Here is a 24978-nt window from a genome sequence, read left to right as displayed (position 1 = left end):
GCTGAACATTCTTTCTATCGAGACTGTTTTTATTCGTTTTCTTTGCCTACAAATTGCTTTATATCTTATTTTTCTTACTGCCGCAGATTAGCGGCAAGAAAGGTGATGGCCAGCGCAGTCACAACGACGCAGGTCAGGCGGAACCGCAGGTCAGCAAACCAGTCCGGCAAGTTATAGCCGGCATACAGGCGTTTATCCACGCGATACAGCACGACAAAACCGACGATCTGCACCAGGAAGCCCAGGCCGGCATCCACCGTCATTGCGCACCACGCGATCAGGCTGGGCAATACACCCCACAGCAAGGCCTGGCGTATTTCATCGGAAGCTTTGTTCGGTGACATCAACGCGATACCCCATTGCAGGCCGCCGCGAAACGCCAGGATGGCGATGCCGTAGGCCAACTGCGCCTTGATCAAATACGGTAGCCAGTCGGGATGAAACACCCAGCAAGCCAGACTGAGGATAACAAAAGGGATCAGACCTGAAAAACCTAATTGGTTTGCCAGGCGCTTGTTGAAAAAATCCATAGCTGAAATTGATAGTTAAAGTGGAATGTGTGTTGCATATATTGTTTATTTTTATTGCAACTCAGTGCATCCGGCTGCCGCTTACCTTTGAATCGGCTGAGAAGCCATAACCCCCGGCAATACAAGGCCTCTGCTACGAGCCAATAAATCTTTCACGGCTGCTATTTTATGAGGAAACCTGACTATTAGATATATTCCTGCTGATCAATATCAGAGAAATAAAAAAATTCATGATTGAAAAGTGTGAGCAATCTATAAATGTGCGCTTTTTTCCTTTGCGGAAACATAATAAAAGCGTAATCTGTCGCTTCGGAGACGGGTACTATAGGCAGCATTGGCACTATAACTAAATCAGTGCGATGGAGGCGAAAGGTACGCGAAGATATACGGTTTTTTCCTGCTGTTAGCCGTACTATAAAAAAAATGACATCGAATCCAACACAGCACAAATCCCGGCATACTTTTGCCTGCATGATCAAGGCGTTCTGCTGTGCAGTACTCCTGTTCCTTAGCCTGCCCTCCGCGTATGCACAGCAAACTCAGACTGCGCGCCTGCCGCTCGCGCTGATGCTCGTGTCTTACCATGCCGGACTGCCGTGGAGCGATGACCAGGTAGAGGGTGTCAAGCAGACACTGACCGGTGAAGCGCTGGACCTGCGCATAGAGTATATGGATACGCGGCATGTAGCCCCCAGTGCCGCGTACTACCGGCAACTGGAGCAACTGCTGTTGAGTAAATATGCGGAATCGCCTCCTGCGGTCCTGCTTGCCAGCGATGACAACGCACTCGATTTCGCGCTGCGGCTTCGCCAGGTGCACTATCCGAATATCCCCATCCTGTTTAGCGGCATCGGCAATGAGCGTAGCGAGAGCCTGAAAAAAACTCCGCGCGTGGCAGGCGTCTTCGACAATGTGGACATCAACAAGAACATCGATTTGCTGACCCACCTCAGGCCCAATACCAAAAGACTGGTATTCATCCATGACGATAGCCGCACCAGCCAGATACAACTGGAAGAAGTGCAAAAAATCGCACCACGCTGGCCGCAATTCAAGTTTGAGTATCTGGGCGGCATGTCGGCCCAAGCCATACAGCAAAGACTGGCGAGCCTTGGCGCTGAAGACATGATTTTCATGCTGTCGTTCAGCCGCGACAAGAACGACCGCGTCTTTAGTCACAGCCAGGCGACCGATCTGTGGGCATCGTCTGCGAACGCACCTTTGATAGCACAGCGCGATATCGATATGCGGCCCGGTGTGATGGGCGGCTTTCTGGTTACAGGGAAAAACCAGGGCCAGATACTGGGAGACCTCGCCCGAAAATGGCTGCACGGCACGCCGATAGAGCAACTGCCCATACTGGAAAATGTCACAGCGCCGACCTTTGACTATGCGATGCTGCAGCGCTGGAAGATAGACCACGCCAGCCTGCCGGCTGGCAGTATCGTCATCAACGAACCTGAGCCTCTGCTCAAAGTATCCAGCCCCTTCTTCAGCCTGGCTCTTTCGATACTGATCAGCCTGATCGTGATCATAGCCTTGCTGCTGTTTTTTTTGCAGGCAAAAAAACGCAGCCAGATCGCGCTGCAAACCAGCGAAAAAAATTACCGCGAGCTATTCAACTTCAGCAGCGAAGCCATCTTTATCCATGATGTGCGCAACGGCGCCATTATTGAGGTCAACGAGCGCTTTTCCGTGCTGTATGGTTTCCCACGCACATCTGCGCAAACACTGAGGATAGAAGACGTCAGCGCCGGTGTCCCTCCATATACGAGGGTAGAAGCCTGGGCCTGGCTGCAAAAAGCCAGGGATGAGGGTCCGCAGTTGTTTGAGTGGCACGCCAAACGGTACGATGGACAATTGTTCTGGGCCGAAGTGTCGCTGCACATGGAAGAACTGAATGGCGAGCAAAGAGTGGTTGCATCCGCGCGCGACATCACAGAGCGTAAGCGCGCGGTAGCGCGCGCCAATGCGCTGGAATACCACATCAAGCAGGTGTTCCAGAATCTGCCGGTCGCCTTGTTTGCGATTGACCACGAGCACAGGATCACCCAATGGAATACTTTGCTGAGCACCATTACCGGGATACCGGGAAATGAAGTGGTAGGCAGCACCCATACCTGGCGCGGTTTTTATACCCAGCCACGTCCATCGCTGGCTGATCTGGTATTGGACGGCACCGGCCGTGCAGAACTCGACAAGCTCTATGAAGGAAAAATTTCCGATAGCAGCATCCTGCCCGGCGCCATCGAAGTTGAAGAATTGTGTCACCTGCCAGGCAGCAATACCGATGTATGGCTGCACTGCACCGCGGCACCCTTGCGGGATGAGTCCGGCAAGGTCATCGGTGCGCTGGAAACCATGACCGACATAACTGAGAGAAAGCTGGCCGAGCTGGCCTTGCGCGAGAGCGAATTCCGCCTGCGTGCCTTCATCGATAATACGCCGTCCATCGTGTACATGAAAAACCTGGACGGCAACTATGTCCTGATCAATGACAGGTTCAAGAACGTGTTCGGCCTGTTCGATGGCAAGCTGATAGGCAGGACCGATTACGAAATCCTGTCGAAGGAAACCGCGGACGAGCTGCGCAAGAATGATATGGAGCTGCTGCGCACCAAGGCCCCTATCACGCTGGAAGAGAAAGTCGTGCGCAAGGGCATCACCTACGAATATCTGTCGGTCAAGTTCCCCATTTTCGACTCCCATGGAGAGGTCGCTTACGTCGCGGGTATTTCCACCGATATTACCGATAGAAAAAAAATCGAGGCCGCACTGAAAACCAGTGAGGCGACTTACCGCACGCTGATAGACCACGCTCCTGAAGCGATACTGGTACTGGATGTCGCCCACGATGCGCGCTTTATCGAAGTCAACAAGCATGCGGTACAGCTATTCGGCTATTCGCAGGAAGATCTGCTGGGCAAGACGCCGGTAGAGCTAAGCAAACCCGTACAGCCGGATGGTCGCAGCGCCGAGAGCGCAGCAGCCGACTATATCGCACAAGCGCTGGGCGGCACGGAAACGCGGTTTGAATGGACCTGCCGGCATGCCAGCGGGTACGACATTCCCTGCGAGATTCATTTGGTCCGGTTGCCGGATATAGGCGACAAAATACATTTGCGCAGCAGCATCACCGACATCACCGAGCGCAAGGCAGCACAGGCGGCCATACTACGCGAGCGCAACTTCCTGCAAGCCTTGCTGGAGTCCATTCCCATACCCGTTTTTTACAAAAACCGGGAAGGTGTCTATATGGGATGCAATGAGGCCTTCCTTGGGATCATGAAGATGGAAAGGCAGGACATCATAGGCCGGGAAGTCACCGACTGGCTGCCGCCACACCTAGCTAAAGTCTATCTGGAAAAAGACGACGAGCTGTATTCGGGTGAGGGCCGGCAGGTATTCGAAAAACTGATCAACGAACACCTGGGAGAACCGCGCCACGTAGTATTCCATCGTGCCGTATTCAAGGATCCCGATGGCAATATCGGCGGCGTAATAGGTGTGATGCTGGACGTGACGGAGCTGCAAAAAACCCGTATCGCGCTGGAAGAACTGAACCGCGTGCTGGAGAGCCGCGTCAGTGAACGCACGTCGGAATTGCAGCAGGCGATGAAACACCTGATACAGTCCGAAAAACTGGCGGCCCTGGGCAATCTGGTGGCAGGCATAGCGCATGAGCTGAACACGCCTATAGGCAATATCGTCACCGTCGCATCCACCTTGAAAGATGAAACCTCCAGCTTTCACAAAAGGCTTAGCAGCGGCACCATACGCCGCAGCGAAGCCCTGGCGTCTGCGGCGCTGATGCAGCAGGCCGGTGAAATGATAGAAAACAACGCGGTCCGCGGCGCCAAATTGATTTCCGACTTCAAGCAGGTAGCGGTTGACCAGTCCAGCGCCAGACGCCGCAGCTTCGACCTGCGGGATACGATAGAAGAAGTGATGACGACGCTGCATCCCATGCTGAAGCGGACTACGCACAAGATAGATATCGATATCCCGGAAAAAATTGAGCTGGACAGCTACCCCGGCCCGATAGAGCAAATCATTACCAACCTGATTGCCAATTCACTGATACACGGCCTGGACGACCGCAGCAGCGGCAATATCACGATCTCCGCCCGCTCTGAAAACCAGATCGTGATCCTGGACTATAGCGATGACGGCAGGGGCATGGATGAAGACACGTTGGCGCAGATATTCGACCCCTTTTACACGACCAAGCTGGGCCAGGGGGGCAGCGGCCTGGGCCTGTATATCGTCTATAACCTGGTCACCGGTGTGCTGGGCGGGAAGATCAATGCGATCAGCAGCCCCGGCAGCGGCGCCCGTTTCCATATGCGCCTGCCGCGGGTCGCAGCGTCCTAGGGTTTTATTCCGTCAGTGGAAGTCTCTACGCAAGATCGGTGGGCACATCGATATCCCTGTGTATGCCGGTATCTTCCACCGTCACCTCCATCACAGGATAATTTTTTAGCAGGCTGCGCGCCCCCTGGTCACCACGCAGCTGCAGCAACTGTGGCAAGTGATGACGGGAAAATCCTACCGGGTTGCCCCGCCTGCCCTGGTTTACCGGCACGACAATATCAGCGCCACCATGCAAAGCCTGCTTAATCGCCTGCAATGTCGCAACCTGCACGTAGGGCATATCAGCCAGGGCAATGATCCAGCCAGAGTTTGCCATGGATTGCTGCAGGCCGTGGACCAGCGATGATGCCATGCCCTGCTGCGCACCCTCGCAGATGTGCACACTGCAGCCGGCGGCTTGCAAGGCAGCCGCCAGATCATCTGCGCCGGGCCTGACCACCGCCAGCACATCAGGAAATACGGATAAGAGATTTTTTGCGCTGGCTACTGCGACTGCGTCGCCGGAAGGAAGTAGCTGCATCAGTTTATTTTGCTTGCCGCTGGCATCGAAGCGTGAGCCTATGCCGGCAGCGAGCAATATCCCGGTATAAGAAGCCGGCATGGTGCGGGATTCAGGCAGGTATCTGAATTATTGCAACGAAAATTATTTCAGCGAAGCCAGCTTGGCTTCAAAAGTCTTGACATCGACAGCGCCCGGCATGCGGGTGCCGTCAGTGAAGAAAATCGTTGGCGTGCCTGTCACGCCCAGCTTGCGCCCGAGAGCAAAAACCTTATCGTTGGGCGTGCTGCAGCTTGCAGCGGCAACCGGCGCTGCCTTGCCGTTCAGCATCCAGTCATCCCAGGCCTTGCTCTTGTCACTAGAGCACCAGACATTCTTGGATTTGACTGCAGAGTCTTCTGCCAGGATGTTGTACATGAAAGTATAGACGGTGATATTGTCCACGCCTTGCAAAGTCTGGCGGAAGCGTTTGCAGTAGCCGCAATTAGGATCCTCAAAGATGGCGACGACACGCTTGCCATTGCCCTTGACCATTTTCACTGCAGCGTCCAGCGGCAGGTCCGAGAATTTGATCTTGTTCAGATCGGCAACCCTGGCCTTGGTGTAGTCGGTAGATGTTTGTGCATCGATCACGCTGCCGACAAACAGGTATTGCGCCTTCTCGTCCGTGTACAAAATGTCGGTGCCTATGCGCACTTCAAACAGGCCGGCGTATGGTGTCTTGGTCACCGAATCTACTTTGACGCCCTCTCCCAGACGCGGCTCCACCAGGCGCTTAATCGCGGCTTCCTGCGCCGTTTCGGCAAATACTGCGGTAGACAGCAGCAACATCAATGCAGCAATACTATTCTTCAAATTAATCATGTCATTCCAATAAAATTTTTCAACTACCCGCCAGCATCCATTTGCTCTTAACTTACTTTTATTCAGCCAAGACCCAGGGCCACAGGTGCAAGACTATCAGAAATAGTCTTTCGCTTCATTTGCTCATCATTTGTCCGCTACTTACCCATGGCGTGGCTGATCAGCTTACGCTTTAAGACAGGCAAATGGTCCAGCAAGTTCAATCCTAATTGACGCGCCAGCCGCACCGGCTCCAGATTAGTGCCGAACATGCGGGCCAGGCCATCCGTTGTCACTTGCATCAGCAATACTTCTTCCTTGCGTGCACGCGCATAGCGGCTCAGCACACGCGCATCGCCGCAATCCCGATATTCTTCACGCTGCGCTACGGTGTCCAGCAGGCTGCGCACGTCGGCAAACCCCAGGTTCATGCCATGCCCGGCCAGCGGATGCACTACGTGTGCCGCGTCGCCTATCAAAGCCACACGCGGCGCAGTCATCGCATGCGGACGCATCAAGTTCAGCGGAAAAGCTCTAATTAACTCAGGCTGCAAAGGCGTGAGCGCCCCCAATTGCTGCGCGCAATATGCAGCCAGCCGTTCGGCCAGCGCAGTTGCGGACTGCTGCAGCAACTCTTGCGCCAGCATGTCCGGTGCAGACCACACCAGCGATACTCGTTGCCCCGGCAAAGGCAGCAGCGCAATGATGCCGTGCTCTTCATCAAACCATTGATAAGCCGTGCCCTGATGCGGTTTTTCGCAGGCAAAATTGCTAACGACGCCCTGCTGCCCATAAGGGCGATAGTCGAGGCCGATTTCGCACTGTCCGCGCACCCAGGATTGCGCGCCGTCCGCGCCGACGATCAACGCAGCACTCAGGCTGTCGCCGTTTTCCAGTCGCACGGTGGCTTGCGCCGCATCCGCTTTCAACTCAGTCGCGCGGCCTGTCACGATACTTACATTCTGCGCAAACCGCAGCGCATTATCCAGTGCCTGGTTCAGGTTGCGGTCTTCCACTATCCACGCCAGGCTATCCGTATGCGCGCCATACGCATCAAAGTTCAGCTTGCCGGCCATTCCGGACGCATCGCCATATACCTGCATGGACTCCACCGGCGCGACCCGCTCTGCATCCAGAGCACCCCATACCTTCAAGCCCGACAGCAAACGCTGCGCCACATGGTTCAGCGCATACACCCTCACATCCCAGTCATCGGAACGCGCAGCAGCCTGCATCGGGGCCGGACTCAGCAGGCTGACACTCAGGCCCGCCTGCGAAAATCCCAGCGCCGCAGCCTTGCCGACCGCGCCATTACCAACAATGCAAACATCGCTGTGACTAGTGTGCTTGGACATAGGGGCTCAATAAGTAGATGCAAAAAGAAAGGAAATTCATGCCGCCATTATACGGCAGCGATAAACCCCGCACAGGAGGACAAATCGCCCAAGATTTCTCCCCGCCCCCGAGGGAATGCAATGCCGGCCGGGAGACCAGGAATCCGACAAAAATTAGCCGCATGCCAAGCAATACAGGGCTAGTAGTAAATTATTTTAAGAAAATACTTGCATAATGCTCTTCGCATCGCTATACTTCTTCGTCTTGGCCTGGTAGCTCAGTCGGTAGAGCAGAGGATTGAAAATCCTTGTGTCGGTGGTTCGATTCCGCCCCGGGCCACCAAGAACGTCGTTCACGCAACGCCCACTCATGCAAGTGGGCGTTGTCGTTTCCGGGATTAGCAGTCCTTGTGTCCGGTCCATTTCCGGAACACCTTAGATCCACGCCGATCACTTTTTCGGCGCCATTCATGGTGGCCACCCTCTCTGGATCTGGCGCTGTCAGGAGGATGGAGTCCATCTCATTAGAACAAACCCGCCTGCCCAGACGCTATCAGGTCGCCGCGAATCTGCGAATTTCGAATATCGCCTCACTCAGGTTCATCTCACCAGCTTCCAGAAGCTTGCCAACAAGATGCTCGGTCAGCGGCTTGAACTTGTCCAGCACAGTCTTGGTCTCGCCGTACAGGCGCTCACTCTGCGCTTCCATGATACTGCGCGTTTCCTCGTCAACTTCGCGGCCGCCGCCTTGGTTGTCACGGACCAGCGCACCGAAGTTGAGGCGGGTCTTGCGGTACATCCCCATCTCACCCACAGCGTGGTGCAACAGTTCCGTTACGCGGGTGATGTCGTTGTGCGCCCCGTTGGTCGTGCCTTGCTCGCCAAAGAACAGTTCCTCGTTGGCCATACCGCCCAGCAACACGCGAACGTCGTGTTCGATGTCACCCTTGGTCTTGAGCAGGTTGGCGCCCTGCTTGTGAAAGACGAAGCCCAATGCGCTGTTGCGCGCGTTGGCCTTGAGCGATATCTTGACGGTTTTCATATCGGCCAGGATCTGCTCCCAGTTGCCATTGGCCAGCTTGCGTTCATGCTCGAAGTCCACCAGGAAGTGGCCCCATTCGTGCACGGCAATGATGCGGCGATCACGCGCGCGGTCCTCGGTGGTATTGATATTGACGTTGCCCACCAGTACGCGTTCGGCGGCCTGCATCAATGTATCGGCGCCGATCATCTCGCCCGCTTGCACGGCGCTGATGCCAGCCTGGTTGACGATGGTCTCCAGGTCGGCCGGACTGCGGCTCTCGGTCACTGCCACCAGGTGGCGCAGGTCTAGATCGGGCAGCACCTTTTCGGCGCGCCGGGCCAGATAGTGGCCGATGATAGCCAGCCGCTCTTGCCGGTTGGGCATACGAAAGTCCACCTTCATTTGAAAGCGACGCAGCATCGCCTCGTCCATCTGCATGGTTTCGCTGTTGAAGTTGCTGGCTACGATCCAAATGATCTCGGCTTCGTTCCGGCTGCGCACGCCATCCAGCACGGAGAGCAGCGTATTCGCCGTGTCATCGTCAAACTTTCGCCGGCCCCCGCGTTTCATGAAAAGATCCTGCGCCTCATCCAGAAAGACGATGCAACGCTTGCGGCGCTTGGCCATGGCCATGATTCGACTGAGAGTATTCGAGCCACCGGCCACGTAGCCCGTTTCCAGATTGGCTGCGGAGTGGAACAGTATGGGAAGCTTCAGTTCCTTGGCCAGGTAGCTGGCCAGCTTGGTCTTGCCGGTACCCGCAGGGCCGCTGAACATCACGTTGAAGGGCTTGCTGATGCCATACTCGGCATATGCCGCACGGCGCTGATACTGATCCTTGATCTGTGCCACTTCGGCCTTGATATCATCCATACCGACCAGGTCGTCGATTGATCCGGCCACCTGCGTCGGCTCGACGAACTTGAGCGACTTGAACTGGCCCTTGAACTGGAAGTATAGGAATGCCAGCAGGCCGATGGTAAACGCGGCTGACAGCACGCCGCTGATGCCGGCCTTCCAGCCGTCCTTTTCGGACTGCGGGCGGGCGCCGGCGAAGCGCTGGTCCAGGCGCTCAATCAATTCCTGGCCCCTGTCGCTGAGCTCAGCGCGCGGAATAAAGACAAGCTTGCCTCCCCACAGCGCGGTGACGGCCCTGTCGGCGAATATCTTGGTCTCCAAGTCGCTGGGGTAATACGCGTACTGCTTCCCTTGCGATTCGATCAGGATGATGCGCTCCGATACGTTCCACATCAGTGGCGTGTAGATCACCGTGATGCGTTCGACCGGGTTGGTTTCCAGGAAGTTCAACACCGAGTTGGTGCCGAACACCACAGGGAGCTTGTCGTTGAGCGTCCACACACCCTCGCCCACCTTTCCGGCGACGGTCATGGTCTTGACCTGCTCGGCCACGGCGGCCTGTTTTCGCATGAGCGTGAATGAATAGATGCCGGTGGCCGGGATCAGGATAATTATGGCCAGCACCGCCACCTTGACGAACCCTGACTGAATCACAAACCAGTCCTGCAGGCGGCTGGCGGCCTTCTTGATAGCGAGCCACAGACCCGTGGCGCCGGGTTTCGAAAAATCTGACATGGCAAACTTTCGTGGCTGGCTCTGCGCGATGCTCCGGAACCGAAACACATGATTGACGATCACGCTGTGCTGAGCCTCATTAGGTAGCAACTGGGAGAGGTGTCCTAAAGACGCTTCCGCCAAGAGCTGGAGTCTGACGCAGGCATCACGGTTCCGGATAATTTTCTGCTCATAAAACTATCTGGCGTTATGCGCGCTACCGCACCGAGAGTCACGGCCGAACGAAGTAGGATCAAATCACGTGTTCAGCAGATAGGTTGCCTAGGCACAAGTTTTGACCTTTTACCTCATTCAACCCTCGCGAAAGGGGAAACCTCATGAACCGCATCGTATACCTCGTCGGCGCAGTTGTCATCGTCATAGCCGTTTTGTCGTTTTTCGGGCTTAGATAATCAAGCGTGAAGACCACCTGATCCGAGCTTCATTGCCTAAATACAATGAGAGCTTAATACCGCTTGCCCCGCCATGTCATTCCGAGGTCAAAGTCGGCCTCAAGAATACTTCCCTCGTAAAGCAGTATATCGAGCACATCGCTCATGGCACAATCATCATTGGAGGTGTGCCAGTCAAAATGTCTCCCAGCCATCATTACTGGTGGCATGTGGAAGCTCGCCGCCTTTGATAGCCCGCACCTTGAGCCTGGAGGAAGTGGCCTGAGCCCTCAATCTCGTCACCGCTACGACGTTGCGTGCTGAAATACCCTCAAGCTTCACCGGGGCCGTCTTGCTCAGGTGCGCCAAATTGATCTTGAATGTACTGACCAGATCAGCCAAGCTGACAGCCTGCTCTTGCATCGATGATGCAGCGGCAGCGGCCTCTTCCACTAGCGCGGAATTCTGTTGAGTCACCGTGTCCATCTGGTTGATGGCTACATTGATCTGCTCTATTCCGGATGCCTGCTCCCGGCCAGCGGCGGTAATTTCACCGATGATGCTGCTTACGCGTTTGACGCTTGCCACCACTTCATCCATCGTCGCGCCAGCCTGATTGACCAATTGGCTACCCGCGTCCACCTGCTCAACAGAATTGGTGATGAGCGTCTTGATTTCTTTCGCCGCAGCGGCTGAGCGTTGCGCCAGATTGCGCACCTCGCTTGCCACAACCGCAAATCCGCGCCCTTGTTCACCGGCCCGCGCGGCCTCTACGGCAGCGTTCAGGGCCAGGATATTCGTTTGAAAAGCGATACCATCAATGACAGCAATAATATCTACGATCTTCCTCGCGGACTCATCAATGGAACCCATGGTGTGTATCACCCTGGACACTACGGCGCCGCCCCTGACAGCGACATCTGACGCAGAGGCCGCCAATTCATTGGCCTGTTGGGCGTTGGCAGTATTCTGTTGTACGGTGCCAGTCAGCTCTTCCATTGAAGATGCCGTTTCTTGCAATGAGCTGGCTTGCTGCTCTGTGCGCGATGACAAATCAAGGTTACCGCTGGCAATCTGATTCGAAGCCGCAGCGATGGTATCGGTGCCGGATCGGACTTGGCCAACGATCAAGGCAAGGCTGTCATTCATTTCCTTCAGCGCCTGCAATAGTTGGCCGGTTCTCCCGTGATGAACTCTGCCGCATCCAGGAACACAACGGCGCTGGCAACTTCGCTCGCTTCGCCCATGCGCCCCAGCGGATGGAAGCTGCCCAGCATTTCGTGGTATTCCTCAGCATGCATAGGCGTCTTGGTGACGCCTGGCGCGACGGCATTCACACGGATGCCTTGCTTCGCGTATTCAATTGCCAGCGCCCGGGTGACGGCGTTCAAGCCACCCTTGGTCAGCGCTGCCAGTGCCATATGCGCACCGCTGATGCCGTTGTCGATGCTGGCGGTGACAGTAACTACGTGGCCGCTCGCATGCCTTTCCATTTCGGCGATGGCCAGTTTGGTGATGTGATAGAAGCCGGCCATATTCACGTTCATGACCGCGTTGTAGTCTTCAATGGTGTTCTCGGTGAAAGGCTTGCCGATATAGATGCCGGCGTTATTAACCAGGGTGTCGATGCGGCCAAATCGCGCGATAGCTTCGGCAATGACGCGCTGTGCGGTGGCCGGATCGCCGATATCACCGGCTACCGTCAGAATGCTTGGGTCATCCGATGGCTGGATCGACCGAGAGGTCGCGACGACTTGGTGGCCGAGCTTGCGAAACGCCTGCACGACCTCAGCGCCTATGCCTTGCGACGCGCCGGTAACGACAACAACCTTTTGTGATGCACTCATGCTTTACTCCGAAAATTAAACATTTGGGTCCAACGCCGATCGCGCCGACGGCTTGCGATTACAGCGCTTGTACCCGGCAGTACCGGCAATCTTCCGACTGCCGAAGAGCAAATTTTACGAGTTATGGATTTTCGCTGAAGCGATAGCTGCGACGATTTTGGGACATTTCCTGCGCGTTCTTAGCCACCAGCTCCAACTTCCCAGAATCTGTTGTCTTGGAAATCTCGAACAGGGTCCCATGCAAAGACTGCGATGACTGGGTAACCGCAATACAAACTAAAGTGGCCGCGCCGTGGGCCAGCGGCGACAAGAAGCTTAAACGGATGTGGATGACGAGTTCGTAGCGCTGACCGGCCGGAGCTCCCATTGGAGGCTCACGGCAGGCGCTACACAGCACGAGGCGTTCAATTTCTGACCGGTTCAGATTTCCGCATAGGCACATATGTGCAGAAACGATACAAAAGCGCGCAACTTCACCAAGCTGGCGGCATCTTCTGCTAACATCTTGCGGCAGTATCAAAAATGCAAAAATATAAAAAGCCAACGCATATACCAACTCGCCTGCGGTGAACCCAGGTATAACGCTTAAGAAAATGATTCACCTTCAGGGAGAAGTCATGTCTTGCAAAACACTGTTACTGATTTTGGTATTGGCCGCGTCCTTGCTGGGCTGCGGTGGCGATGATCCAGCTGCCTCGCGCTCCAGAACCATGGCGCAGATCGTCGCAGTCAATGGCGTCGCCACGCTGTCCGGACCACTCGGCAACTACACCATCACCAAAAGCGGCACCGACTACATAGTCAAAGACAATGTGGGCAACGACGGCAGCAATACTTTCTCCAATGTGCAATCGCTTAAATTTTCCGACGTCACAGTCAGCCTGATCATAGGCAGCAAATCCACTACGCTGGAACCGGAAGACTTGAAATCCCTGATCGAACTTTATATCGCCTTCTTCAACCGGGTGCCGGATGCCGACGGCCTGGGCTATTGGATAGATCAGTTCAATGCCGGGCAGAGCCTGATACAAATAGGTAATTCCTTCTATCAGGCGGCGATACAGTTCTCTGCATTGACTGGTTATTCCGCCAATATGAGTGACGCCGATTTTGTGACCGTCGTCTATAAGAACGTACTGGGACGCTCGACACCGGATGCCACCGGACTGGCCTATTGGACCAAAAGCCTGGCCAGCGGAGCGGAAACCCGCGGCTCCCTGGTCAAATCGATTTTGACGTCGGCGCATACCTTCAAGGGCGACCCCACCTATGGCTACGTGGCGGATCTGCTGGATAACAAAGTCACGGTAGCCGACAAGTTTGCCGTGGACCAGGGCCTGAACTACAACACACCGGAGGCCTCGATCACCAACGGCATGGCAATTGCCGCCGCGGTGACGCCTACCTCAACCAGCGCAGCAACCAAGGTGATAGACGCTACCCTGGTCACCACGCCAGTAGTGACCTATGCAGGCGACTATACCGGTACCTATTCCGGCACCGACAGCGGCACATTCAGCATTACCATGAGCGCCAACGGCTCCATCAGCGGGTCCGGGCGCTCCACGCTGGATGCTTCGTATTCATTCAGCATCGCCGGTTCGATCGCCGCTGGCGGCACGGTGCTGCTGCAGGCATCCGGCACCGCCGGCAGCGCCACATTCAAAGGCAGCGTCGATTCGGCCAACGGTAAAATTACCGGCACCTGGACTAACCCCGTATTTGGTGACGTCGGCACATTTACTGCGCAGACCCAGCGCGTCGCCACGACAATTTCGGGCATCGTCTCTATCGGCCCTGTATCGAATGCTACGGTGACGGCCTTCACTGTCGTTAACGGTGTCAAGGCAACCCCACTGGCCAGCGTAACCACAGACGCCAGCGGCAAGTACACGATGCAAATCGGTGCGTATACCGGACCGGTCTTGCTGGAGGCAGTCGGCGGCAGCTATGTCGATCCCTCGTCCGGCCTGGTGTTTTCCCTGACAACCGTACTACGCGCCAGCATTACCACGGTGAAGGGGGCGAATACCGCCAATATCACCCCATTGACCGAAGTGATCGTGCTCAATGCCAGCAGCGGCAGCGGCGGCCTGAGTAGCGCCAACCTGGCTGGAGCCGGCTCCAGCATACAGAATCAACTGGGCTTCGATCCGGTGAACACCACTCCGTGGGACCCGTCGCAGCCAGTCTCTTCCGCAGCGACCTCCAACAGCCTGATGTATGCAGCCAATCTGGGTACGGTGTCACAGTATGTGGCGGAGAATCCGGACAAGACTTTTCCTCTGGTATTGAGCGACTTCGCGGCCTACTTCAAGACTCTGGGCACGGTACAGAGTCAGCAGGTAAGCAATTCAGCCAATAACTATGGAGCCAATTCACGAAACGTCAACGGACTGCTTTCCACTCTGGCTCCCGGAAAATTGGCGACCTGCTCCAACTCTTTGAATTGCTTCGGGCCTGGATACCTGCCGCGCTGTCCTGCCGTGCCGGTGATTTCCTGCCTGGGCTCCAAGGTGCCAGTCAACGGCGTTTGTGTCACCGCGAATACCACGCCGGTCACGCCGAATGCCACGCTCACCAAAACCTGGACTGGGCCATGGGATTGGGCAGGGCCCAGTGCTGCAGGCTGCCCGGTGTCAGACGGCGGGACCTTGACGATGAAACTGACACAAAGCGGAACTACATTTTCCGGATCGCTGATAGCTGCTGGATTACCAGGAATCCAGTCAGCGAACACTTCAACTTGCAAAATTACCGGAACCACAACTCAAACTAGTGGTAATGTCAGCGGCACCGTCAATGGCAACAACATTGACTTCACCATGAATATTGATGGCGATACTCTTGTACTAAAATTCACAGGCAAAGGAACGCTCTCAGGCGGCGTATTAAGCGGCTCGCTGGTGAGATCAACAGGAGGGTCCGGCTCATTCAACCTGCATTAGAGGTGCAGCCGCTCTTCCACCGAACTGGCAGGCCCCAAAAACAAAACGCCAGGCTTTGCGGCCTGGCGTTTTGCATATGGATACCTGTCCGCTCTACGCACTATCCGATGCCACAGGCAAGGCCTCTGCTCTCCAGCGCAGCATGCCGCCGGCCAGATTAGCCACTTTGCCGAAGCCTGCCTTGCTCAATAACACGCTGGCCTGTGCCGAACGCACCCCGGAGCGGCACACTGCAACCACCGGCCGCTCGCGGTCCAGCTCGCCCAGCCTGTCCATCAGTTGCGACAGCGGCACCAGTTGCGCGCCCGGCAGATGGCCGAGACGGTCTATGAACTCCGGCGCTTCGCGCACGTCGACGATCTGCAATGTGGCAGCATGCTCCAGCAGCGCCATCGGTTCTATTTCCCACACTCCGCTAAAACGCAAAGTCAGCGGGGCCCACGCCGGTGTCTCCGGCGGCGGCGCATCGCCTTCCGGCTGGCCGCAGCGCAGGTTGGCGGGCACCGCCACCGCCATCAGCTTTGGATGCGGCAGGTTCAAATTATTCATGTGGCCGGTGAAGTCACCGACATCGACGTCGCCGCCCAGGCGGGGGTTGAAGCGACGCTCCTCAGCCACGCTGGTCACGGTAATGCCGCGATAATCGTGCGCAGGATAAAGCAGGCAGGCGTCTGGCAGCGTCAGTATTTGCTCGCGCACCGAGGCGAATAATTGCTGCGGGCTGCCCTGCTGGAAATCGGTACGGCCGCAGCCGCGTATCAAAAGGCTGTCGCCGGTGAAGGCCATGCTCTGGTCATCCAGCACATAGGTCAGGCAGCCGTTGGTATGGCCGGGGGTGGCGCGCACCGTCAGGTAGCGCGAGCCGAAATCAATGCGATCCCCATGCCGCAACGGGCGGCTCACGCCTGCAGCGCCGGCAGCTTCAGAGAGGGCGATGCCGCTGTCGCAGCGCTGGCTCAGGCGCCACGCGCCCGTTACATGGTCGGCATGCACATGGGTATCCAGCGTGGCTCGCAGCCGCAATCCCAACTCCTGCAGCAAAGCCAGATCACGCGGTACCTGCTCATACACCGGGTCAATCAGCAGCGCCTCGCCGCCGTCGCCCAGCAAATAAGTGTAGGTGGATGAAGTAGGATCGAAAAGCTGGCGAAAAATCATCATTGCTGGGCTCAAAAAGGATGGTATGGCGCCTTTGGCGGTCTCGCCGCCCGTTTCAGGGACTGCCGAGTGGCTGCGCAAATACCGCTGAATCGGCTTAAAACTAGAGAAGCACTGCGCAGCTTCTTAGTAGATAACTGCAGGCGTGATAATAACATTATCACCCCCCTTTCAGTTCACCGGCGTGGTCAGCTTGTGCTGGTTGATGAGTTGCATTGAATCAAGCACATCTTGGATTTTTTCAATGCTACGGCCCGCACCGGATAGGCCTGCAACAGCTTTCTTCAATGTTGGCAGCCATTTGTCATGAATTTCCACTGCGTCGGCCAACGGGTCTGATTGGCTTGGTCGGCCAGAGGGCCACTCTGTAGACATATGCCAATTTTTTTGTCAGCATTTTACGCAGGGCGATCTCCTTGATCTGCATATTTAACGTGCACGCTGGCGCCCCTGCATGCCTCAATCCGCTGGCGGCTTGACATCAAACGCGATCCGCCCTGCAGGCAGAAAAGTAAGCGAGACAACAGCGCCGCCCTTGGTTTCTGGAAAGTGGTGGCTCCCCGGCATCGGTACCGTCCAGCCGCCATAACACCAGCCATTCGGTCCCGCGAGTGCGGCGCCTTCACTGAGCGGCACTACTAAATTGAATTCGCCGTACGGATGTAAATGATAGCCGCCACGGAAGCTGCCCTCGGGATTGTTCTGGGAATTATCCGTGCTGTCCATCAGTACCGCTGTGATGCTGAAGAAAAATGTCTCCGCGCAAGGTTCGGCAACTCGTGAGCGGCGGTAACGCGGGCCAGCAATCTCAGTATCGGCCGCCCAGCCTTCCTCGACGGCAAGGGCAATCAATCCTGATAGTTCGTGGTACGTCTCACTTTCAACACCATATTTTTCATTCAGCCATTGCTCGACCTCGGTGCTCGCTGTCATATCCTTGATTTCTTGAAGAAAAGGGATAAGGCGAGCGACAAGCTTGTCTTTTCTATTTGCAAATTCAGTCTGGGACATTCCAGTTCATCCTTGGATTAAGCGCCATGCGTATCCGACGTCGGAAACGTAGCGCTGATGTGTTGGGAGAAGATGGCTCAATGCAGGCTGTTGGTTCCGACACATTTATATAAGCGGCACCATCCAGGCCGGGTCAGTTTGCGCAAGACCCCGCAGCTCAAGCCGCCGGCACCAGTAATTTTTCAATTGCCGCTGAAAAGAGTGTACGTTTGATGGATTGTTACTGGCGCTCTAGCTGTGATGCTTTAGGGACATTGTCCGCCTATTTTTGGCCACCACACCTTCATTTCCGGCATCCTGTGTGTTTCAAATGTCCGACAGTAACCGCACAAGGATTCAGATAATTAAGCAAGCTTGTGGTCTTAATCTTGAAAAAAAAGGCTTACCGCCTTGCGCTGGTAAGCCCTTATTGATTGACCGAAAATTAGTATTTGCTACATGCAAACAGGGAGAACAATCGCTGCCCTATTTGTCAAAATGTGGTTGACCTTAAGGATGCCCGTCCGCGCGCAACATCTGTCAAGCAGACCGGCATCCGTCAGGCTATGGACTACACCAGACCCGTCAGGTAATACACTGCAATCACAAAGAATACCGCCAGCGTCTTGATAACGGTGACCGCAAAGATGTCGCGATAGGATTCCCTGTGCGTCAGTCCGGTTACCGCCAGCAGGGTGATGACCGCGCCATTATGCGGCAAGGTATCCATGCCGCCGCTAGCCATCGCCACTACACGGTGCAGCACTTCCAGCGGAATATTCGCCATTTGCGCACCCTTGATGAAAAGGTCGGACATCGCGGCCAGTGCGATACTCATGCCGCCGGACGCCGATCCTGTAATCCCTGCCAGCGAGCTGACCGAAACCGCTGCATTGACCAGTGGATTGGGAACGCTTTTCAGCGCTTCGCTAACGACCAGGAAGCCGGGCAATGATGCAATCACGCCACCAAAGCCGTATTCGGAAGCGGTATTCATGGCCGCCAACAGCGCGCCGCCGACTGCAACTTTGGTGCCGCTGGCAAAATTGCTGCGAACGCGCTGGAGCGCAGTCAGCGCAACGAATAATATCCCCAGCAGCAAAGCGCCTTCTACGGCCCAGATGCCGACCACGGTCTTGATTGGCGTATTTACCGGCGCATGCAGGCCGGGCAGCATATCCGCTGTCAGCGAATAGCTTTCCCCATACCAGCCGGGTATCAATTTAGTCAGCGCAAAGTTGGCAACGCCCACCAGTATCAGCGGTGCGACAGACAGCAGCGGATGCGGCAGATTGGTGGAATTGGTACGTTCAGGCTCATTATTGAGCGAAGTTCCATATCCTTCACCCTTTGCCATCGCAGAGCGGCGGCGCCATTCCAGAAACGTCAGTCCGACAACGATAATGAACAGCGATCCTATCGTGCCCAGCCAGGGGGCAGCCCAGCCTGTAGTTTTAAAGAAGGTCGTCGGGATGATGTTTTGAATCTGCGGCGTACCCGGCAAAGAATCCATCGTGAAAGAAAATGCGCCCAAGGCAATCGCCCCCGGCATCAGGCGTTTCGGGATATTGCTTTGGCGGTACAGCTCTGCCGCAAAAGGGTATACCGCAAACACCACAACGAACAGCGATACGCCGCCATAGGTCAGCAAAGCGCAAACGGTAACGATCACAGCATTGGCGCGCGAGCGGCCAATGTAGCGAATCGCGGCCACCACGATGGACTCGGAAAAACCCGATAGCTCAATCAGCTTGCCGAATACCGCACCGAGCAAGAAGACGGGGAAATAGAGTTTAATGAAGCCAACCATCTTCTCCATGAAAATGCCGCTGAAGACAGGCGCAACTGCAGCCGGGTCGGTAAACAAGACAGCACCCAATGCTGCGATGGGCGCGAAGAGAATCACGCTGTAGCCACGGTAGGCGGCCAGCATCAGGAAGACCAGCGCGGCGAGTACAACAATAAAAGACATACTAACTCCGTTTATTCGGTTTTTTATTCAGTGGCTGATCAATATTCCTGCGCCTCCTGTCCATACGCTGCAATTGCAGGCAGCCGGACTGGCAGCGTCAGGTTAAGCCAAGATGGCAAGACTGAAGCAACAATGTGGAACGGCGAGTTCACGCCATCTTCGCAAAAAATATTCTGGCGATCCAAGATGCCGTATTTAATCACAATTGCGTTTTCGAGTTTTTTTGCGTGCGCGAAGATAGCGCGATGCTATCTTGCAGTCAAGGCGAGATTATGTTCGGCAACCGCAATCGCGCAGTTTGCAAAGCCCTGGCCTCATTCAAGCGACAAAAAAAATACGCTCGTCCATATTGAATTATTTAATTTCACTGCAATGCCACACTCATTTAGTTTGTGCTTAAAAATTGCAAAGCATCCCTCCCAGCTTGCAGTTCATCGCAAAATGTATCCTGAGAGCGGCGCAGGATCGTACAATTAATTGGTATTAAAAATAAACGTTCAGAATAATCCAGACCTTGAGGATACTTACATGCACCGCCTATTTGCCCTCCCCGCCCTCCTTTTACTCGCCACGCTGGCCCATGCCGATGAGCAGACCCGGGCAGTACCCGCTTTTAGCGCCATCAATAGTAAAGGTCCGATCAGTGTACTGATCGAGGCCGGCAAGACGCAGTCTGTCGTCGTGAGTGGAAATACCAAGTTCGTCAGCGAAGTGATTACCGAGGTCGTCGGCGACGAACTGCGCATTTCGATGAAAGACAAAAATTCCAAGTCGGCAAGCGGCGATCCTAAAGTGACGATCACCCTGCCTGCACTGCGCCAATTGAAAATAGAAGGCGCCGGCGTCACCGCACTGAATAACATCTCGGGAGATCGCCTGGACGTCAGCTACCAGGGCGCAGGCAGCCTGAAAGCCAACGGCAAAGTAAAATGGCTGCGCCTGAAGGCACAGGGTGTCGGAGAAGTGGACACCAAAGCATTGAACGCAGACCGCGTCGACGTTGAGTTTGAGGGCATAGGAACGGTCAAGGTATTTGCCAATGAATTGCTGAATGCGGTGGTACAAGGCATGGGCACGCTCACTTATTATGGCAACCCGCGCACCGTCAATAAATCCGTGCAGGGCATAGGCAGCGTGAGCTCAGGCAGCTAGGTCGGGCTGCATCTCGTTTGCCGCAGTGGAGCAAGTCTGCGGCAAACGAGACTGATTGCTGACGGCCGGTCACCTATCAAATAACCGGTGTGCTATCGTCAAAGCGGTGCCATCGGCACACAATCCTCCCGTGCGGCACTTGCCGCGTTCCATCTGGAGAATAAACACGATGAACCCTTTACAGACTCAGGGAATCAGCTTGCCCCGTCTGGGCTTAGGCACCTTCCGCATGCAAGGCGACGATTGCCGTGCCGCAGTGGAAAGCGCATTGGATCTTGGCTACCGTCATATCGATACTGCAGCGATGTATGGCAATGAAGATGCGGTCGGCGCGGCGATTGCCGGCTCTACACTGGCGCGCAAAGATATCCACGTCACCACCAAGGTCTGGCATGACCAACTGGCCCCAGCGGCGATCAAGGCATCTTTCGAAACCAGCCTGGCCAAGTTACAACTGGATTATGTCGATCTGCTGATGGTGCATTGGCCAGCCAAAGATATGGATATGTCCGCCATGTTTGACACGTTGCTCAAACTCAAAGAGCAAAAACGCATACGCGCGATAGGAGTCAGTAACTTTAATCTGAGCCTGCTCCGTAGCGCTATCGAAGACATTGGCGCTCCTATTGCCTGTAACCAGATCGAATATCATGTGTTGCTGGATCAGACGCCGGTGCGTTCCTACCTCGCCAGCAAAGGCATACCTGTAGTCGCGTATTGTCCGCTGGCGCAAGGCAAGCTGGCTGAACATCCACAGCTTGCCGCCATCGCTGTCAAACACGGCGCGACACCGGCCCAGGTTGCGCTGAAATGGCTGCTGGACCAGGACGGCGTCGCAGCCATCCCCAAAGCGCAAAGAAGAGCAAGCCAGCAAGCCAATCTGCAAGCACTGCAATTGCAACTGGATGAAGCAGACCGGCGCATCATTGCCAGCCTGCCCAAGGACAGGCGCCTGGTCAATCCTGCGTTTGCTCCTGCATGGGATTAGACCTGGGTACGGCACCTATTCAGCGGTTGATTCATAGCTTTGCCAGCGGCTTCAATTCGGCAAACGCATCCCATGCAGACGACAGGCAGGCACCCGCATATTCTGCACGCGAAGCCAGGTAGCCGCTGACGTAAGCTGCCGCACCGGCCAGCTCTGGATTTGCATTTTGCAGGTTTGTCAGCAGCAAAGGCGCGCTGGCGGCATCGTTGAGTTCACCAAGCCCATCCTGCAGCCGCGCCAAGGCTTCTATGTAAGGCCGGGTGCGCTTCTGCGGATACAGGGAAGCAAAAAATTCTGTCGCATAGCGCAATTTCTTGGCCGCGATACGCACGCGATGTCTGGTGCCGGCATCTTCGTTGTCGATATACCTGCCGCGCTTCCTCAGTTTTCTGTGTGCCAGAGCCATGGCCTGATGCGCAAACTTGCGGACGGCTTGATCTGCGGCCTGCCCATCCAGCAAGCCGGGCACCGGCCAAAGAACGCCATGGGCCCGGGCGCTCAATGCAAGCATCAGCCTGGCGTAGCGCGGCGAAGCGATTGCAGCCGCTGCTGCCGCATGCTGCTGTTCCGCATGCGATAGTGCGGCAGACCTGAGCGTACCCAATTGCGTCTCGTATGCTGCCTGCGCCGCCCTTGCCGCTACGGGCAATATGGAATGCGCCAGCACATCGCTGTCCCGGGCAGCACCCAGCACGACAGCCAGCCAGGCAATATCCTTTTGTACCTGCAAGGGCACAGCCACTATCTCCTTGCAAAGGCCGAGCGCCGAGCGCAAACGGCGCAGGCCCACGCGCATCTGGTGCAGGCACTCGATATCGCCACCCGCGGTAACTCCCGCTTCATTTGCAGCGATCTGCGCAGTGCAATGGGAAAGGATGAGTGCGAATGCGTCTTGTACGCTAAGATCCGCAGGTAACTCCACGGCGGCGGCTTTGACTGCCGCTGGCGGAGGCAGCTCTGGCTGCCGATACAAGGCATAACCTTGCTGGGCCTTGCTGCCATTGCTGATGCGTAAAGGTATCTTGTGCTGCAATTCCAGCGCAAATTCAAACAAACTCTCAGGCCGCCCCGACTTTAGTTCCAGCTCTATTTCGCTGATACTTTCCGGCCGGCCCTGGCTGAGCACTTGTCCCTGATCCAATGCGAACTCCACCTGATCTCCGCCAGGAAGCTGCAAAGCCCAGGTACTTCTGGTGAACCGGGCCGTGAAGACAGGTGCCAAGCCTTGGCGCACCGTTTTGGAATGCAGCAGCTTTCTCCAACGCGGGTGTCCGTCCACCAGTTCATGCAGCACGCCAAGATCCGGCGATGGCGTATCCAGCCTGGACTCCCACTCGTGCCTTTGATGCAGGCCGCCCTCTACTGTACCGCCGCCCTTCAGCGTCTGCACCCAGGCGCCGCGGGCGCGCCTGACCCTGAGGCCCGCTTTATCCCGCCAGAAACGCAAATCGGGTGTATCAAAGTAAGTATCGTCTATCTGCACTTCTTGAGGTTTGCCCACCGCATATTTCTTCAGCAGCGGATGCTTGCGCACCGCATCAGCGTGGCGCGGATGAATCTGCAGTTTGAGTTCGGTCTCCATCGGTTTGTATTCGCTCTATTGAAGTATGTTCCAGGCGATGACGCTGCGCGGGCGGCATCAGTCCACTCTATTTCCAGCTTACTCCATTGCGAGAAATTTGCCGGCTTGAGCATCCAGAACACACATGCATCAGCGTAGAGCAGAAGGAGCGTCAATCACGGCATGGGGGATGTGAAACGATTTGCCGGCAACGCTGCCGCATGCGCGGCTTGGCAAAGTATGAAAAACAAGCCGCTCAAATTTTATCTAGAGTGAGGGTGGCACCGGCACCATCTGATATGGCACCTTTCCAGTATCATCAGGGCTAATGTGGCGCTAGTACAACCAGGCCACGAAACACGCCTTATTGCTTAAGCACCTTGCGCAGATTGTTTTGCCTGTGCGTTTGCCAGGCTGGCGTCGCGGGCGTCTTCAGCTCTCCTGCGGGAATCTGTACGTTTGCGCATAACGATGGCGTATTGCTGCGCGCTCATCGGTGGTGTCGTCATCAATTGCTTCAGTAATGCACTATTTTCTTCTATATATTTCATACTTTTCCTTTCAAGGTAAGGCGAAGCTGATACAGCGAAAGCACGAGCATAGACAAGAATACAAAATACAAATACTCCTGGCGCAACTATCCCATAGTATTACCTGAATCTGCAATAGGCGTACTCATTTCTTTTTTTGCAAACAAGAATGCCGATCACCAGCGCCTGAGCGATAGCCTATTTATATGCGAAAGCCGATAGAGCATGGCAACTCCCGGGCCATGCCCCGCCAAGCAAGTATGTCAATTAGTTAACAAAAATGCTGCGGCATAAGGCATTCGTCAGCCTTCGAACGCCCCGCCCAAGGCCCTATTGGAGTTCAGTCTTCTTCCAGGCATTCAACTGCTGCACCCGGCCAAACCAGGATTGGATATTTGCATACTGCCGCAAAGGCAATTTTGCCTGTTGCATGTACATCAGCGGTGTCGCGATCGCAAAATCAGCAATGCTCACGCCAGAACCGCACACCCATTCACGCCCCTGCAAATGCTCATCCAGCACCTGGGCAAATTGCTCTATCAACAGGGTACCGCGCTCCAGTTCCCGCTTATCGGGCAAACCCACGCCATACATCGCCTTCATCATGTTTTCCCACACATGGATGCCCAGCGCAGGCGCGAAGTGCTGCGAAGCCCAGAACAGCCAGCGGTTGACGTCTACCCGGGCACGCGCCTCAGTCGGGTAGATGGACTGCCCGGGGCTACTGTCGGCCAGGTATTGCATGATGGCGCAAGATTCCCACAGCAGGAAATCGCCGTCTTGCAGCACCGGCACCTTGCTATTGGCATTCATTTTGGTCAGTTGGCGGCGCTGCTGCATATTGGTCAGATCCAGCGTCACCAGTTCGACAGGGAGCCCAAGATGCAAGGCTGTCATGACGGCACGGCGGGCGCTGGCGGAATAGGGATGGTGATACAAGCGCATGATAGGACTCCTGGTTTGTGTTGTTGTAATTTGCTTAAATAATCGACTTATCTGCTGTCTTTGCTCATCGCATGAGGTGCAGCCATTCTGACGGTGTAAAATGACAGAATCTGTCAGTAGTCATTTTTACAACTTGCCAAGCTATCGCCACTCAACTTGAGATAGTTTTGTATTGCGTAGATGTACACCGAATGGACGTTAAAATGCCGGGGTTGAGGCAGACAGGCAATAAGCGGCGAGGTAATCACCTTAAAGCGCCTATTTTTTTGCAATCTTGCGCTTCGCTTGGTACGATGACTGCTTTTTAGGCAAATACAGT

General features: G+C 55.4%; 18 protein-coding genes, 1 tRNA gene and 1 pseudogene. 5 read left to right on the top strand and 15 right to left on the bottom strand.

What is annotated here, in order from left to right; genetic code table 11:
- Positions 1–74: 74 nt before the first annotated feature.
- Positions 75–530 (bottom strand): DUF3429 domain-containing protein, encoded by a 456-nt coding sequence (locus IEW12_RS20760; protein ID WP_188567999.1) that lies wholly within the window; start codon positions 528–530, stop codon positions 75–77.
- Positions 531–953: 423 nt separating this feature from the next.
- Between IEW12_RS20760 and IEW12_RS20755 the strand changes: the two genes are divergently transcribed.
- Positions 954–4904, top strand: a complete 3951-nt coding sequence (locus IEW12_RS20755; RefSeq protein ID WP_188567998.1) for a sensor histidine kinase — start codon at positions 954–956, stop codon at positions 4902–4904.
- Positions 4905–4929: 25 nt separating this feature from the next.
- Here the strand turns inward: IEW12_RS20755 and IEW12_RS20750 are convergent, their stop codons facing one another.
- From IEW12_RS20750 to IEW12_RS20740, 3 genes are all read right to left on the bottom strand, one after another.
- Complete coding sequence (locus IEW12_RS20750; protein ID WP_188567997.1) at positions 4930–5505, bottom strand: nucleotidyltransferase family protein; 576 nt, start codon at positions 5503–5505, stop codon at positions 4930–4932.
- Between the two features lie 42 nt (positions 5506–5547).
- Positions 5548–6267, bottom strand: coding sequence for a DsbC family protein (locus IEW12_RS20745; protein ID WP_188567996.1), 720 nt, complete (start codon positions 6265–6267; stop codon positions 5548–5550).
- Between the two features lie 137 nt (positions 6268–6404).
- The gene (locus IEW12_RS20740) at positions 6405–7601 is read right to left on the bottom strand and encodes a UbiH/UbiF family hydroxylase (RefSeq protein ID WP_188567995.1); all 1197 of its coding nucleotides are present in this window, start codon (positions 7599–7601) and stop codon (positions 6405–6407) included.
- Between the two features lie 246 nt (positions 7602–7847).
- Between IEW12_RS20740 and IEW12_RS20735 the strand changes: the two genes are divergently transcribed.
- Positions 7848–7923: transfer RNA gene (locus IEW12_RS20735), tRNA-Phe, on the top strand.
- A 210-nt stretch (positions 7924–8133) separates the two neighbouring features.
- On the opposite strand, the gene IEW12_RS20730 is transcribed toward IEW12_RS20735, so the two are convergent.
- The 4 genes and pseudogenes from IEW12_RS20730 to IEW12_RS20715 form a co-directional block, all read right to left on the bottom strand.
- Complete coding sequence (locus IEW12_RS20730; protein ID WP_188567994.1) at positions 8134–10197, bottom strand: AAA family ATPase; 2064 nt, start codon at positions 10195–10197, stop codon at positions 8134–8136.
- A 566-nt stretch (positions 10198–10763) separates the two neighbouring features.
- Positions 10764–11747, bottom strand: a pseudogene (locus tag IEW12_RS20725) (methyl-accepting chemotaxis protein); the annotation flags it as partial.
- Positions 11723–12415 (bottom strand): SDR family NAD(P)-dependent oxidoreductase, encoded by a 693-nt coding sequence (locus tag IEW12_RS20720; RefSeq protein ID WP_188567992.1) that lies wholly within the window; start codon positions 12413–12415, stop codon positions 11723–11725. The gene IEW12_RS20720 and the pseudogene IEW12_RS20725, both read right to left, overlap by 25 nt.
- Before the next feature lie 121 nt (positions 12416–12536).
- Entirely contained in the window at positions 12537–12959 is a 423-nt protein-coding gene (locus IEW12_RS20715) for a hypothetical protein (protein WP_188567991.1), read from the bottom strand.
- 73 nt (positions 12960–13032) lie between these two features.
- Between IEW12_RS20715 and IEW12_RS20710 the strand changes: the two genes are divergently transcribed.
- The gene (locus IEW12_RS20710; RefSeq protein ID WP_188567990.1) at positions 13033–15363 is read left to right on the top strand and encodes a DUF4214 domain-containing protein; all 2331 of its coding nucleotides are present in this window, start codon (positions 13033–13035) and stop codon (positions 15361–15363) included.
- A gap of 93 nt (positions 15364–15456) precedes the next feature.
- Here IEW12_RS20710 and IEW12_RS20705 read toward each other — a convergent pair whose 3' ends face one another.
- From IEW12_RS20705 to IEW12_RS20690, 4 genes are all read right to left on the bottom strand, one after another.
- Complete coding sequence (locus IEW12_RS20705; protein WP_188568057.1) at positions 15457–16521, bottom strand: MBL fold metallo-hydrolase; 1065 nt, start codon at positions 16519–16521, stop codon at positions 15457–15459.
- A 171-nt stretch (positions 16522–16692) separates the two neighbouring features.
- Positions 16693–16851, bottom strand: coding sequence for a hypothetical protein (locus IEW12_RS20700; RefSeq protein ID WP_188567989.1), 159 nt, complete (start codon positions 16849–16851; stop codon positions 16693–16695).
- Between the two features lie 129 nt (positions 16852–16980).
- Positions 16981–17532, bottom strand: a complete 552-nt coding sequence (locus IEW12_RS20695) for a 4-hydroxylaminobenzoate lyase (RefSeq protein ID WP_188567988.1) — start codon at positions 17530–17532, stop codon at positions 16981–16983.
- 550 nt (positions 17533–18082) lie between these two features.
- Positions 18083–19483, bottom strand: a complete 1401-nt coding sequence (locus IEW12_RS20690) for a GntP family permease (RefSeq protein ID WP_188567987.1) — start codon at positions 19481–19483, stop codon at positions 18083–18085.
- A gap of 528 nt (positions 19484–20011) precedes the next feature.
- On the opposite strand from IEW12_RS20690, the gene IEW12_RS20685 reads away from it, so the two are divergent.
- Positions 20012–20635 (top strand): GIN domain-containing protein, encoded by a 624-nt coding sequence (locus IEW12_RS20685; protein ID WP_188567986.1) that lies wholly within the window; start codon positions 20012–20014, stop codon positions 20633–20635.
- A gap of 169 nt (positions 20636–20804) precedes the next feature.
- Positions 20805–21623 carry an aldo/keto reductase gene (locus IEW12_RS20680; protein ID WP_188567985.1) on the top strand — a complete coding sequence of 273 codons (819 nt, stop codon included), beginning with the start codon at positions 20805–20807 and terminating at the stop codon, positions 21621–21623.
- Positions 21624–21654: 31 nt separating this feature from the next.
- Here IEW12_RS20680 and IEW12_RS20675 read toward each other — a convergent pair whose 3' ends face one another.
- The 3 genes from IEW12_RS20675 to IEW12_RS20665 all read right to left on the bottom strand — a co-directional run bounded on the left by IEW12_RS20675 (position 21655) and on the right by IEW12_RS20665 (position 24659).
- Positions 21655–23205 carry a CYTH and CHAD domain-containing protein gene (locus IEW12_RS20675; protein WP_188567984.1) on the bottom strand — a complete coding sequence of 517 codons (1551 nt, stop codon included), beginning with the start codon at positions 23203–23205 and terminating at the stop codon, positions 21655–21657.
- Between the two features lie 350 nt (positions 23206–23555).
- Positions 23556–23735 (bottom strand): hypothetical protein, encoded by a 180-nt coding sequence (locus tag IEW12_RS20670; RefSeq protein WP_188567983.1) that lies wholly within the window; start codon positions 23733–23735, stop codon positions 23556–23558.
- A 309-nt stretch (positions 23736–24044) separates the two neighbouring features.
- A complete protein-coding gene (locus IEW12_RS20665; RefSeq protein WP_188567982.1) occupies positions 24045–24659 on the bottom strand; it encodes a glutathione S-transferase family protein in 615 nt (204 codons plus the stop codon).
- Positions 24660–24978: the final 319 nt, after the last annotated feature.

This window comes from Parundibacterium terreum, from assembly GCF_014636315.1.
GTDB lineage: Bacteria > Pseudomonadota > Gammaproteobacteria > Burkholderiales > Burkholderiaceae_D > Undibacterium > Undibacterium terreum.
The sequence above is the reverse complement of the archived record's forward strand: the minus strand, read 5'-3'. Positions and strand labels throughout refer to the sequence as shown.

What these genes read in the sequence shown, in the direction of transcription:
- IEW12_RS20760 (WP_188567999.1), bottom strand. Translation starts at nt 530, where the DNA reads ATGGATTTTTTCAACAAGCGCCTGGCAAACCAATTAGGTTTTTCAGGT.
- IEW12_RS20755 (WP_188567998.1), top strand. Translation starts at nt 954, where the DNA reads ATGACATCGAATCCAACACAGCACAAATCCCGGCATACTTTTGCCTGC.
- IEW12_RS20750 (WP_188567997.1), bottom strand. Translation starts at nt 5,505, where the DNA reads ATGCCGGCTTCTTATACCGGGATATTGCTCGCTGCCGGCATAGGCTCA.
- IEW12_RS20745 (WP_188567996.1), bottom strand. Translation starts at nt 6,267, where the DNA reads ATGATTAATTTGAAGAATAGTATTGCTGCATTGATGTTGCTGCTGTCT.
- IEW12_RS20740 (WP_188567995.1), bottom strand. Translation starts at nt 7,601, where the DNA reads ATGTCCAAGCACACTAGTCACAGCGATGTTTGCATTGTTGGTAATGGC.
- IEW12_RS20730 (WP_188567994.1), bottom strand. Translation starts at nt 10,197, where the DNA reads ATGTCAGATTTTTCGAAACCCGGCGCCACGGGTCTGTGGCTCGCTATC.
- IEW12_RS20720 (WP_188567992.1), bottom strand. Translation starts at nt 12,415, where the DNA reads ATGAGTGCATCACAAAAGGTTGTTGTCGTTACCGGCGCGTCGCAAGGC.
- IEW12_RS20710 (WP_188567990.1), top strand. Translation starts at nt 13,033, where the DNA reads ATGTCTTGCAAAACACTGTTACTGATTTTGGTATTGGCCGCGTCCTTG.
- IEW12_RS20705 (WP_188568057.1), bottom strand. Translation starts at nt 16,521, where the DNA reads ATGATTTTTCGCCAGCTTTTCGATCCTACTTCATCCACCTACACTTAT.
- IEW12_RS20695 (WP_188567988.1), bottom strand. Translation starts at nt 17,532, where the DNA reads ATGTCCCAGACTGAATTTGCAAATAGAAAAGACAAGCTTGTCGCTCGC.
- IEW12_RS20690 (WP_188567987.1), bottom strand. Translation starts at nt 19,483, where the DNA reads ATGTCTTTTATTGTTGTACTCGCCGCGCTGGTCTTCCTGATGCTGGCC.
- IEW12_RS20685 (WP_188567986.1), top strand. Translation starts at nt 20,012, where the DNA reads ATGCACCGCCTATTTGCCCTCCCCGCCCTCCTTTTACTCGCCACGCTG.
- IEW12_RS20680 (WP_188567985.1), top strand. Translation starts at nt 20,805, where the DNA reads ATGAACCCTTTACAGACTCAGGGAATCAGCTTGCCCCGTCTGGGCTTA.
- IEW12_RS20675 (WP_188567984.1), bottom strand. Translation starts at nt 23,205, where the DNA reads ATGGAGACCGAACTCAAACTGCAGATTCATCCGCGCCACGCTGATGCG.
- IEW12_RS20670 (WP_188567983.1), bottom strand. Translation starts at nt 23,735, where the DNA reads ATGAAATATATAGAAGAAAATAGTGCATTACTGAAGCAATTGATGACG.
- IEW12_RS20665 (WP_188567982.1), bottom strand. Translation starts at nt 24,659, where the DNA reads ATGCGCTTGTATCACCATCCCTATTCCGCCAGCGCCCGCCGTGCCGTC.